The following is a 12,209-nucleotide window of genomic DNA, read 5'->3' on the forward strand; positions in this document are numbered from 1 at the left end:
TTATTTGATAATTTCGTAGCAGGGGATGTAGGCGGTGCCTGGCAGTTTCATGCGTTGCTGGGCAACAAATCCCTGCAGCAGTTCATCCATGCGGTGCATGATGTCGGGGTCGCCATGCAGTTTAAAGCGCCCCTTCTCACGGATTTCGCGGATGCCCATCTCTTTAACGTTACCCGCGACGATGCCTGAGAAGGCACGGCGCAGGTCGGCAGCCAGTTTTTCAGGAGGCTGATTGGTGTAGAGATTGAGGTTCGCCATATTTTCATGGGTTGGCAGGAATGGCACCTGCAGGTCGGGTTCAATGCGAATCGACCAGTTAAAGCTGTAAGCATCGCCGGTTTCGCGACGGTTTTCTTTCACCTGCGGCATCGCTTTCTTCATCAGGCGCGCCACTTCGGCTGCATCATCAATAATAATCTGATAATGCTTACGCGCCTGTTCACCCAGCGTGTTAACGATGAAATCATCCAGCACGCGGAAGTAGTCGGCGCTCTCTTCTGGTCCGGTCAGAATCAGCGGCAGCACCTGATCGCTGTTGTGCGGATTCATCAGGATGCCCAGCAGATAGAGCAACTCTTCTGCCGTACCGACGCCGCCAGGGAAAATGATGATGCCGTGGGCGATGCGCACAAACGCTTCCAGACGTTTTTCAATGTCTGGCATGATAATTAGCTCATTCACCAGCGGATTCGGCGGTTCAGCCGCAATGATTGAGGGTTCGGTCAGGCCGATAAAGCGGCTGTCACGATAGCGCTGCTGAGCATGACCAACGGCGGCTCCTTTCATCGGTGCTTCCATCACGCCCGGCCCGCAGCCAGTACAGATGTTCAGTTCACGCAGTCCAAGCTGCGTACCAACATTGCGGCAATACTGGTATTCAACGGCGTTGATTGAGTGACCACCCCAGCACACCACGGTGTTGGGATACTCGCCGATATGCAGTGCCCGCGCATTACGCAGAATGGAAAAGACGGTGTTGGTGATCGTAGCGGAATCGTTCTCTTCGGCTGCCGTGAAGCGGCCAGGCATGTTGAGCTGGCCGCTGACAAACAGGATGTCACGCAGCACCGCAAACAGGTTTGCCTGCAGGGAACGGATGATGCGGCCATCCACGAACGCCTCTTCCGGTGGATTGATCAGTTCCAGTTTGACGCCGCGCTCTCGGCGCAACACATTAATATCGAAATTTTCAAAGCGGGAGAGCAGCTCCTGGCTGCTGTCAGTCTGGCTGCCGGAGTTAAGCACGGCCAGAGAGCAATTGCGAAATAGCTGATAGAGGTCGCTGCTGGCTGTGCGCTTAAGCATGTCGACTTCCATCTGCGAAAGCAGATCCATTGAACCAAGTGGGCTGATATGGGTAATCAAATGAACTCCTTTACACCCGCCTGGGTGCGTGTTGGCACTGCAAAGGCAGTGACGAAAATCCCTGGTCGGCAACCCGCAGGTTACCGCTATCACCAGAGTAGCCTTGTCGGCCCGCACAGCTCAAGCGGAACTGCGCTTCCTGCACGCAGCCTGCGAGAAGTCTCGCAAACTACTGACGAACCAGGCGTGAAAAACCGGGAGAGAAGGGCACATTGGTGCGCCATGGGTTGATATCCAGCCCGCCACGACGTGTATAGCGTGCATAAACCGTGAGCGCTTCCGGATGACAGAAACGCATCACATCATTAAAGATCCGCTCGACACACTGCTCGTGAAATTCGTTGTGCTGGCGGAATGAGACCAGATAGCGCAGCAGCGCTTCACGGTCGATACGCGGGCCTGTATAGCGGATCATCACCGAGCCCCAGTCAGGCTGATTGGTAATGAGGCAGTTTGACTTGAGCAGATGACTGACCAGCGTCTCTGAAACAATTTCGCTGCCTGTGGCATCCGCCAGATAATCAGCATTGAAGCGATAATCCTCGATGGCGATATCCTGCTCATCAATGCAGTAACCCTCAAAGTGACCGATAGGCTGACCCTCTATTTCATTAAGACGGAACAGCGCGACCCGGACATCACCTTCTGCACAGGCACTCAGATCCCGCTCCAGCGTCTGCCGGACCTCGCCCCAGTCGGCAAAGCGGGTCTGGTTGAAGCTGTTCAGGTATAGCTTGAAGCTTTTCGACTCGATAAGATTTCGGCTCTGCGCATCCAGCACCACTTCGCCAACGGCAACCTGAGGCAGACCTTTACTGTTAAGCCACGAGAGTTCATACAGGGTCCAGATATCGCTGCCGGTAAAGGGCAGGCTGTCGGGAAACAGGCCAAGCGGTTCACGGTTCAGGCTGCGAGGCACCGACTGCAGTAGGCTGTTGTCATATTGATCGTGATAGGCTGTGGGTTTACCCAGCGTCAGGTTACTGAGTGCCTGATCCTGTTCGTGCGTAGTCATTGCGGTTACCACCAAAATTAATCAAAGTGGGTAAGTGTAACCCATCAGAAGTGAGAATAAGAATGATGCAGCAAACTGCCGCCACGTTGCGCGACTTCACCACCCGATACTGCCAGCACTGGCTTCAGGAGGCAGGACATGGGCCAGCCAGCAGCGATCTTTATGGCGTCCCCTCGCCCTGTACACTGGAGGAACGCGATCAGCGTGTCGTCTGGCAACCGCAGCCGTTTAGTCTGCCACCGACACTGGATGCGATTGAGCGGGCAATCGATATCCAGCTCCAGCCTTCGATCACGGATTTCTATACCACGCAGTTTGCCGGGGATATGCAGGCTCGTTTTGGTGAGAATCAGCTGACACTGTTGCAGGTGTGGAGTGAAGAGGATTTCCTGCGGTTACAGGAGAATCTGATTGGGCATCTGGTGATGCAGCGCCGCCTGAAACAGTCGCCTACGCTGTTTATTGCCACGACGGATTCAGAAGAGGAGATCATCTCGCTTTCCAATCTCAGTGGCGAAATCATTCTGGAGCAGCCTGGCCGCAAACAGCACAGCGTATTAGCCGAAAGTCTTGAGATATTTCTTAAGTCATTACAACCGGTTATCATCTGATTTGCAGTGATTTGCTGCTTACCTTGTAAGACATCTCTTACATCTGCTGTGAGAGATCGCCATATAACAGTTGAGACATCTGGAAGGCCAGGATGTAAAAATATTGTGAATCATAAACTTAATGGCGTTTATCCTAATTTGCGCAGCACATTTCGTAAAGTTCTGCTGTGAGTACCTTGTGCACGTAACGAGTTCTGTCAAAATGTTTCGCACTGCAGGACGCTCAGGAAACAGATATCGTCAGGATGATGATAAGCCATGAGGCAGGAACGTAACGGAGCTTACGGCACACGGAAGGTTTCAGGACGAAACAGGATCACTCAGGGTTGAGTAAGGGACACCTCCAGGATGGAGAATGAGAACCCCTCAGAAGAGGTGGTGGGCCAGGATGCTAAGGATACATCAGGACGATGCGCGACAGGAGTTCGCACTGGACAAGTTGTCATGGAAGAGCAGGGAGCAAAAATGTAGCAGGATGGCTGCAAACGAACCGGGAGCACTGTTTATACAGTGCTCCCTTTTTTTGTGCCTGTGCCAACAAGTGATATGCTTGCCGCCCATTTTTCACTGCTCGCTGGAGGTGGCGCATGACGCCTGAACAATTGATTACGCAACGGCTGGAGCAACTGGAAGCGGTGATGCGTGAGAACCATCTCTGGCAAAGTACCCCTCCGGCCGAGGGCGCGCTCGAGAGCCGGGAACCTTTTTGTCTGGATACGCTGGAGCCACTGCAGTGGCTGCAATGGGTCTTAATCCCCCGGATGCATGCCCTGATTGCCGCGAAGCACCCGCTGCCGCAAAACTTTGCCGTTGCCCCCTATTACGAGATTGCTCTGGTGCCTGATCAGCCCGGTATTGCACCGCTACTGCTGACCCTGCGTCAGCTGGATGCGTTGCTCACGGATGCTGCCCACTGATGCTGGAAATACTTTATCAGGATGAGTGGCTGGTTGCCGTCAACAAGCCTAGCGGCTGGCTGGTTCATCGCAGCTGGCTGGATCGCCACGAAACGGTGTTTGTGATGCAGACGGTTCGTGATCAGATCGGACAGCATGTCTTTACCGCGCATCGACTGGACAAACCCACGTCAGGCGTGCTGCTGATGGGGCTTTCGAGTGAAGTCGGACGTCTGCTTTCCCTGCAGTTTGAACAGCACCAGATGCAGAAAAGCTACCACGCCGTGGTACGCGGCTGGCTGGAGAGCAGCGGGACGCTTGATTATCCGCTGGTGGAAGAGCTGGATAAAATTGCTGATAAGCATGCCACGGAAGCGCGTATCGCGCAGCCCGCCGTCACCGATTATCAGTCACTGGCCACCGTTGAGATGCCGGTCGGCATTGGCCGTTATCCCACGTCGCGTTACAGCCTGGTTGAAATGGCCCCTAAAACCGGTCGCAAGCATCAGCTGCGTCGCCATATGTCACACCTGCGTCATCCGATTATTGGTGATTCGGCGCACGGTGATCTGCGTCAGAACCGGGGTGCCGCCGAACATTTCGGCGCTAACCGACTGATGCTGCACGCCAGCAGCCTGGCATTGACCCATCCGGTGACCGGTGAACCTTTGCTGATCCGTGCAGGACTGGATGGCGTCTGGCAAAATCTGATGAATCAGTTTGGCTGGCAGGATCAGATCCCTGAGGTGCCGCGGGTTGAGTTTGACGCAGCGCCAGGACAGGATAACGTTTCAGAATAAGGGAGAAAGCAGATGGCAAAGATTGGCATTTTTGTAGGTACGGTATATGGCAATGCATTGCTGGTGGCGGAAGAAGCGGAGCCGTTACTGCAGCAACAGGGGCACAGCGTCACCGTGTTTGATGATCCGACGCTGGCTGACTGGCAGAACTATGCCAGCGACGTGGCGCTGGTCGTCACGTCAACCACCGGACAGGGCGATTTTCCCGACACGATTTCAGGTCTGTTCCATGCGGTTAAAGATAAGCTGGGTCATCAGCCCACGCTGCGCTATGGCGTGATTGCGCTGGGTGACAGCAGTTATGACCATTTTTGTGGCGCGGGCAAAGCCTTTGATGCGCTGCTGCAGGAACAGGGCGCACAGCGGGTCGGTGAGGTATTACTGGTTGATGCCACTGAAAACCCTGAGCCTGAAGCAGTCACTTCTCCCTGGGTTGAAGCCTGGGGCGCACAGCTCTGATAGCGACGCCAGGCTTATCTCTGCTTTAGTAGCATACAGATAAGCCTGGCGTACATCGCGATATCACGTAACAGGTGCCGGGTTAAACACCGCCAGCTGATTACGGATGCCCCAGCGATCGGACCAGGTCTGCTTCCTGCCACTGGCAATGTCCAGAATCAACTCAAACAGTCGCCAGCCCACCTGCTCAATACTCTCTTCACCGGTAGCTATAGTCCCGGCATTGATGTCCATGAGATCGTGCCAGCGCTCTGCCAGCGCATTGCGTGTCGCCATCTTGATCACCGGAATCGCAGCCAGACCGTAAGGCGTACCCCGGCCCGTGGTGAACACCTGCAGCGTGATGCCGGACGCCAGCTGCTGCGTACCGCAGACAAAATCGCTGGCGGGCGTCGCCGCATAAATTAATCCACGCCGCGTGGGCCGCTGGCCAGGTGAAAGCACTTCGACAATGGCGCTGCGTCCCGATTTGGCGATCGATCCCAGTGCCTTTTCTACCACGTTGGCCAGTCCGCCTTTTTTATTGCCTGGAGACGGGTTAGCGCTGCGATCGGTCTGGCCCTGGTCGAGGTAATTGTCATACCAGGCCATCTCCTCCAGCAAGCGCTTACCCACTTCCTGATTAATCACCCGCGGTGTCAGCAGGTGAATCGCATCACGCACTTCAGTCACTTCCGAGAACATTACGGTAGCACCGCAGCGCACCAGCAGGTCAGAGGCGAAGCCCACTGCCGGATTAGCCGTCACGCCCGAAAACGCATCGCTGCCCCCACACTGCATACCGACAATCAGTTCTGCCGCGGAGCAGGTTTCGCGCTGGCGCTGATTGAGCCGCTGGAGATGACGTTCCGCCACCTGCAGGATCTCATTCACCATCGCACCGAAACCCACCAGCTTTTCATCCTGCAAACGCACGATGTCATGATCGTCCAGCGAAATCGCCTGCACGTCGGGCGTGCCGGTCAGCAGACGTTCTGGCTGTAACTTTTCACAGCCAAGGCTGACGATCATCACTTCGCCGCCGAAATTCGCATTCAGTGCCAGGTTATGAATGGTGCGAATCGGCACGACTGCGGCCGGTGCGTTGATCGCCACACCACAGCCATAAAGGTGGTTCAGGGCGACCACACCATCGACATTCGGATAGCGCGGCAGTAAATCCCGTTCAATGATCTGCACGACATGATCCACCACACCGGCCACGCAGTGGACGCTGGTGGTGATGCCAAGCAGATTACGCGTACCTACGCTGCCATCCGCATTACGGTAACCTTCAAAGGTATAGCCCTCCAGTGGCGGCAAATCAGGGGGAACCTGCGTGGCTAACGGCAGACTCTCCAGTGGAGGGGCTTCCGGCAGCGCCACCAGGGATTCATCAATCCAGCTACCATGGGCAATGTCCCGTAATGCGAAGCCTATGACTTCGCCATAACGCACGATCTCTGCACCCTGGTTAATCGCGCTCAGTGCCACTTTGTGGCCCTGCGGCACATGCTCTGTCAGGGTCAGGCCATCCGCAAACTGCGTGCCGGCTGGCAGACCCAGGCTGTTGACCACAATCGCCACATTGTCGTGCTCATGGACTTTGATATAGAGCGGTTGTTCATCTTTATTGGGGTTCATCGCTCACCTTCCTGTCTGTCGTACCGTACTTGTGCGGCACGTTGTAATGTTCTGACCTGTCACACGCTTGTTTGCCAGCTTCAGTATAGGGAGGCGAGGTAAATGGCGCATTGTGCAAATGACCACCATTAAGGTGATTCAGCTCGCTGTTTTGGGTCGGTTATCCAAAAGCAAGTGAAGAGCCTCACAAACAATGCGGGAGAGCGTCATTTGGGACGGTTTTCGAACGGGTATTTGCCACTTTCGTGAGCCACGCCGCAGGCTTTTGTGCATCCGCCAGACATTCAATTCAATAACGCGATTATTCCAGGGCGATTCGCCAATGTGATCGCTAAACCCTGTTCTTATACTGGGTTCCGTTAGCCAAAGTCAGGTTATCTGTCACGACGTATTACTCATCCGCAGAGGTTGAAGTGGCCTGTTACGGCCGCGTCTGTCTGCAGCTGGATGAATAAATAAAGGTTTGCCAAAACAACAAGATCGCCGTGTTTAACCCAACTTCTCTCTGATACCCAACGCGATGTGTATGCAGTCAGAGCGAATGTAGCTCACGCTATATTTCAGGAGTGCATCATGAATAGTTTTAGCCAGACCGCGGAAACGGTGCAGAAACGCACCAATGCCCGTTACTGGATTGTGGTGATGTTATTTATCGTCACCTCATTCAACTACGGTGACCGCGCTACCATCTCGATCGCCGGTTCGGCGATGTCCAAAGATATCGGCCTTGATTCGGTCGGACTGGGCTATATCTTCTCTGCCTTCTCATGGGCGTACGTTATTGGTCAGATTCCGGGCGGCTGGTTGCTCGATCGCTTCGGCTCAAAACGCGTCTACTTCTGGAGCATCTTCACCTGGTCGCTGTTTACCTTTCTGCAGGGATTCGTCGATCTGTTCAGCGGCTTCGGCATTATCATGTCGCTGTTTATCCTGCGTTTCCTGGTGGGGCTGGCCGAAGCGCCATCTTTCCCTGGTAATAGCCGCATTGTCGCGGCCTGGTTTCCGGCGCAGGAGCGTGGCACGGCCGTGGCGATCTTCAACTCAGCACAATACTTCGCTACCGTCATTTTCGCACCGATCATGGGCTGGCTGGTCTCATCCGTGGGCTGGGCGCATGTATTCTGGTTCATGGGCGGCCTGGGCATCATCCTCAGCTTTATCTGGCTGAAAGTGATCCACGATCCTACCGATCATCCTGGCGTGAACAAGGCTGAACTGGAGTACATGGAGCAGGGCGGTGCGCTGATCAATATGGATGTGAAAAAGGATAGCCGCAAAGTGAGCTGGAGCGAGAAGTGGTTCCAGATCAAGCAGCTGCTGACGTCACGCATGATGCTGGGTATCTACCTCGGTCAATACTGTGTTAACGCCTTAACCTATTTCTTTATTACCTGGTTCCCGGTTTATCTGGTGCAGGCGCGCGGCATGTCGATTCTCAAAGCGGGCTTTATTGCTTCGATTCCGGCGGTGTGCGGCTTCCTCGGCGGTGTACTGGGCGGCGTGATCTCCGACTGGCTGATGCGTAAAACCGGCTCGCTGAATATCGCCCGTAAAACACCGATCGTACTCGGTATGCTGCTCTCTATTTCAATGGTGATGTGTAACTACACCGATACCGAATGGTTGGTGGTGTTCTTTATGGCACTGGCGTTCTTTGGTAAAGGCATCGGTGCACTGGGCTGGGCGGTGATGGCAGATACTGCGCCGAAAGAGATCAGCGGCCTGAGCGGTGGTTTGTTTAACATGTTCGGTAACTTCTCCGGCATCGTGACCCCTATCGCCATCGGCTACATCATTGCCACGAGTGGCTCTTTTGAAGGCGCGCTGGTCTATGTCGGCATTCATGCCTTTGTCGCGGCATTCAGCTTCCTGGTCATTGCTGGCGATATCAAACGTGTCGAACTGAAAACCTGGCCCGGTAAGGACGCATCATGAATACGCAAAGTTCACCGGTGATTACTGAGATGCAGGTGATCCCGGTCGCCGGTTACGACAGCATGCTGCTCAATATTGGCGGTGCGCACAACGCCTGCTTTACCCGCAACATCGTGGTGCTCACCGATAGTGCCGGTCACACCGGCGTCGGTGAAGCGCCCGGCGGTAACACCATCTATCAGACGCTGGTGGAGGCGATTCCGCAGGTGAAAGGCCAGCAGATTGCCCGAATGAATCGTCTGGTGCAGCAGGTGCACAAAGGCAATCAGTCGGCCGACTTCACCACTTTCGGCAACGGTGCCTGGACCTTTGAGTTGCGGGTCAATGCGGTGGCCGCGCTGGAAGCGGCGCTGCTCGATCTGTTGGGACAGTGCCTGGGCGTACCGGTGGCTGAACTGCTGGGGCCAGGTAAACAGCGTGATGAAGTCACGGTGCTGGGCTATCTGTTTTATCTCGGCGACCGCTGCAAAACCGACCTCCCTTATCTCAGCGGCGAGCAGGCCAGCCACGACTGGTATCACCTGCGTCATCAGGAAGCACTGACCAGCGATGCGGTGGTGCGTCTGGCTGAAGCGGCACAGGATAAATATGGCTTTAAAGATTTCAAGCTCAAAGGTGGCGTGCTCCCCGGCGAGCAGGAGATCGCCACAGCGGCAGCCCTGAAGCAGCGCTTTCCCGATGCCCGTATCACAGTCGATCCCAATGGTGCCTGGCTGCTGGATGAAGCAATCGCGCTGTGTAAAGGGATGAAGGATGTGCTGAGCTACGCTGAAGATCCGTGCGGCGCAGAGCAGGGCTATTCCGGGCGTGAAGTGATGGCCGAGTTCCGGCGCGCAACCGGCCTGCCCGTCGCCACAAATATGATCGCCACCAACTGGCGCGAGATGAATCATGCGGTGATGGTCAATGCGGTCGATATTCCACTGGCCGATCCTCACTTCTGGACGCTGAGCGGTGCTGTACGTGTCGCGCAGTTATGTGATGAGTGGGGCCTAACCTGGGGCTGCCATTCCAATAACCACTTCGATATTTCGCTGGCGATGTTCACCCATGTTGGTGCAGCAGCGCCGGGTAATCCTACCGCGATTGACACCCACTGGATCTGGCAGGAGGGCGATCAGCGCCTGACCAAAAATCCGCTGCAAATCCGTAACGGAAAAATTGCCGTACCGGATGCGCCTGGCCTGGGCATTGAGCTCGACTGGGAGCAGGTAAACAAAGCCCATCAGCTTTATCAGTCACTGCCCGCCGGTGCGCGTAACGACGCCACGGCGATGCAGTATCTGGTCCCCGGCTGGACTTTTGATCGCAAGCGCCCGGCATTTGGCCGGGCAACAGCATAAGGAGCAGGAGATGAGTTCAACACCGAAAGTGACTGCCATGCAGGTTATTCCGGTCGCAGGCTACGACAGCATGCTGCTGAACCTCAGCGGCGCTCACTCGCCATTCTTTACCCGCAATATTGTGATTATCAAAGATAACGCCGGACACACTGGCGTCGGCGAGATCCCGGGCGGCGAGAAAATCCGCCAGACGCTGGAAGATGCCGCCTCGCTGGTGATCGGCAAAACGCTGGGTGAGTACAAAAATACCCTCAGCCTTGTGCGCAGCACCTTTGCGGACCGCGATGCGAATGGGCGCGGCAACCAGACGTTTGATCTGCGTACCACAATCCATGTGGTGACCGGCATTGAAGCGGCGCTGCTTGATTTGCTGGGCCAGCACCTGGGCGTTAATGTCGCCTCGCTGCTGGGCGACGGGCAGCAGCGCGACCGCGTTGAGATGCTCGGCTACCTGTTCTACATCGGCGACCGCAATAAAACCTCGCTCTCTTATCAGAACCAGCAGGACGATCCGTGCGACTGGTATCGCCTGCGCCATGAAGAGGCGCTCACCCCGGATGCGGTAGTGCGTCTGGCGGAAGCGGCTTATGAGAAATATGGCTTCAACGATTTCAAACTCAAAGGCGGCGTGCTGCGCGGCGGTGAAGAGGCCGAAGCCGTTACCGCGCTGGCAAAACGTTTTCCTGAAGCCCGTATTACTCTCGATCCCAACGGGGCCTGGTCGCTCAACGAGGCGATCATGCTCGGCAAACAGCTCAAAGATGTGCTGGCCTACGCGGAAGACCCTTGTGGAGCTGAACAGGGTTACTCTGGCCGCGAAGTGATGGCCGAGTTCCGCCGTGCTACCGGCATGCCAACTGCCACCAATATGATCGCCACCGACTGGCGGCAGATGGGCCATACCCTGTCACTACAGTCGGTAGACATTCCGCTGGCTGACCCGCACTTCTGGACCATGCAGGGCTCGGTGCGGGTGGCGCAGATGTGTCACGACTTCGGTCTGACCTGGGGCTCGCACTCCAATAACCACTTCGATATTTCGCTGGCGATGTTCACCCACGTTGCCGCGGCTGCGCCGGGCGCGATCACCGCCATTGATACCCACTGGATCTGGCAGGAGGGCAATCAGCGTCTGACCAAAGAGCCGTTCCAGATTAAAGGCGGTATGGTGCAGGTGCCGCAGAAACCGGGTCTCGGCGTGGAGCTGGATATGGATCAGGTGATGCAGGCCAATGCGCTCTATCAGAAGCAGGGTCTGGGCGCGCGTGACGATGCCGAAGCGATGCAATTTTTAGTGCCGGGATGGACTTTCGACAATAAACGCCCGTGCCTGGTACGTTAACCTTTACGGCTCCCCTGCGGAGCCATCGTCACAGGAGTTCAACCATGAGTAATGCAGCCTGGCCCAATGGATTTCGTCGTCGCCTGTTAGCGGGCGACACCCTGATTGGCAGCTGGTGCGCGCTGGCCAGCCCGATTTCGACTGAAATTCTGGGGCTTGCCGGTTTCGACTGGCTGGTCCTGGATGGAGAGCACGCGCCCAACGACATCACGACCTTTGTACCGCAACTGATGGCGCTGAAAGGCAGCCACAGTGCGCCCGTGGTGCGGCCGCCCTGCAACGAGCCGGTGATCATTAAGCGTCTGCTGGATATCGGGTTTAACAACTTCCTGGTGCCCTTTGTCGAGACCGAAGAGGAAGCTCTGCGAGCCGTCGCCTCAACCCGCTATCCGCCAGCCGGTATTCGCGGTGTCTCGGTGTCGCACCGCAGCAACATGTACGGCACGCTGCCGGATTACAACAGCACCATCAATGACAACATCACGGTGCTGGTGCAGATCGAAACGCAGCAGGCAGTCGACAACATTGACGCGATCGCAGCGGTGGACGGCGTCGACGGTATATTCGTCGGGCCGGGCGATCTCTCCGCTGCGCTGGGCTATCTCGGTCAGCCCGCACATCCTGACGTGCTGAAAGTGATTAAACACATTTTTGAACGTGCCAAAGCCGCCGGTAAGCCGAGCGGCATTCTGGCACCGGTAGAAGCGGACGCGCGTCGCTATCTGGAGTGGGGCGCCACCTTTGTGGCCGTCGGCAGCGATGTCGGGATGTTCCGCAACGCCTCGCAGGCGTTATGCGACAAATTTAAGCGCTAATCGAT

Annotated in this window: 11 protein-coding genes; 8 read left to right on the forward strand and 3 right to left on the reverse strand. The window is 56.0% G+C overall.

Annotated features, from left to right (window positions below; genetic code table 11):
- Together ppnN and queF are read right to left on the reverse strand one after the other, a co-directional pair.
- Positions 1–1,365 carry a nucleotide 5'-monophosphate nucleosidase PpnN gene (gene ppnN / locus ACR8BF_RS04145; protein WP_179898453.1) on the reverse strand — a complete coding sequence of 455 codons (1,365 nt, stop codon included), beginning with the start codon at positions 1,363–1,365 and terminating at the stop codon, positions 1–3.
- A gap of 169 nt (positions 1,366–1,534) precedes the next feature.
- Complete coding sequence (gene queF, locus ACR8BF_RS04150; RefSeq protein ID WP_179898452.1) at positions 1,535–2,380, reverse strand: NADPH-dependent 7-cyano-7-deazaguanine reductase QueF; 846 nt, start codon at positions 2,378–2,380, stop codon at positions 1,535–1,537.
- 62 nt (positions 2,381–2,442) lie between these two features.
- Here queF and syd point away from each other — a divergent pair, with 62 nt between their 5' ends.
- From syd to ACR8BF_RS04170, 4 genes are all read left to right on the forward strand, one after another.
- Positions 2,443–2,991 carry a SecY-interacting protein gene (syd, locus tag ACR8BF_RS04155; RefSeq protein WP_179898451.1) on the forward strand — a complete coding sequence of 183 codons (549 nt, stop codon included), beginning with the start codon at positions 2,443–2,445 and terminating at the stop codon, positions 2,989–2,991.
- Positions 2,992–3,578: 587 nt separating this feature from the next.
- Positions 3,579–3,908, forward strand: coding sequence for a YqcC family protein (locus ACR8BF_RS04160; RefSeq protein ID WP_179898450.1), 330 nt, complete (start codon positions 3,579–3,581; stop codon positions 3,906–3,908).
- Complete coding sequence (truC, locus tag ACR8BF_RS04165; RefSeq protein WP_179898449.1) at positions 3,908–4,687, forward strand: tRNA pseudouridine(65) synthase TruC; 780 nt, start codon at positions 3,908–3,910, stop codon at positions 4,685–4,687. The genes ACR8BF_RS04160 and truC overlap by 1 nt, the downstream gene beginning before the upstream one ends.
- A gap of 12 nt (positions 4,688–4,699) precedes the next feature.
- The gene (locus tag ACR8BF_RS04170; protein WP_313700968.1) at positions 4,700–5,146 is read left to right on the forward strand and encodes a flavodoxin; all 447 of its coding nucleotides are present in this window, start codon (positions 4,700–4,702) and stop codon (positions 5,144–5,146) included.
- Positions 5,147–5,209: 63 nt separating this feature from the next.
- Here the strand turns inward: ACR8BF_RS04170 and garD are convergent, their stop codons facing one another.
- The gene (gene garD / locus ACR8BF_RS04175) at positions 5,210–6,769 is read right to left on the reverse strand and encodes a galactarate dehydratase (RefSeq protein WP_314985775.1); all 1,560 of its coding nucleotides are present in this window, start codon (positions 6,767–6,769) and stop codon (positions 5,210–5,212) included.
- 573 nt (positions 6,770–7,342) lie between these two features.
- Here garD and ACR8BF_RS04180 point away from each other — a divergent pair.
- From ACR8BF_RS04180 to garL, 4 genes are read left to right on the forward strand one after another with little or no spacing between them, the layout of a single operon-like run.
- Positions 7,343–8,704, forward strand: a complete 1,362-nt coding sequence (locus ACR8BF_RS04180; protein WP_314985776.1) for an MFS transporter — start codon at positions 7,343–7,345, stop codon at positions 8,702–8,704.
- Positions 8,701–10,047, forward strand: coding sequence for an enolase C-terminal domain-like protein (locus ACR8BF_RS04185; RefSeq protein ID WP_314985777.1), 1,347 nt, complete (start codon positions 8,701–8,703; stop codon positions 10,045–10,047). The genes ACR8BF_RS04180 and ACR8BF_RS04185 overlap by 4 nt, the downstream gene beginning before the upstream one ends.
- Before the next feature lie 10 nt (positions 10,048–10,057).
- Positions 10,058–11,389 carry a glucarate dehydratase gene (gene gudD, locus ACR8BF_RS04190; protein WP_292987648.1) on the forward strand — a complete coding sequence of 444 codons (1,332 nt, stop codon included), beginning with the start codon at positions 10,058–10,060 and terminating at the stop codon, positions 11,387–11,389.
- 44 nt (positions 11,390–11,433) lie between these two features.
- Positions 11,434–12,204 carry a 2-dehydro-3-deoxyglucarate aldolase gene (gene garL / locus ACR8BF_RS04195; protein ID WP_179898443.1) on the forward strand — a complete coding sequence of 257 codons (771 nt, stop codon included), beginning with the start codon at positions 11,434–11,436 and terminating at the stop codon, positions 12,202–12,204.
- Positions 12,205–12,209 lie beyond the last annotated feature (5 nt).

The organism is Candidatus Pantoea rara, from assembly GCF_051136265.1.
Classification (GTDB): Bacteria; Pseudomonadota; Gammaproteobacteria; order Enterobacterales; family Enterobacteriaceae; genus Pantoea; species Pantoea rara.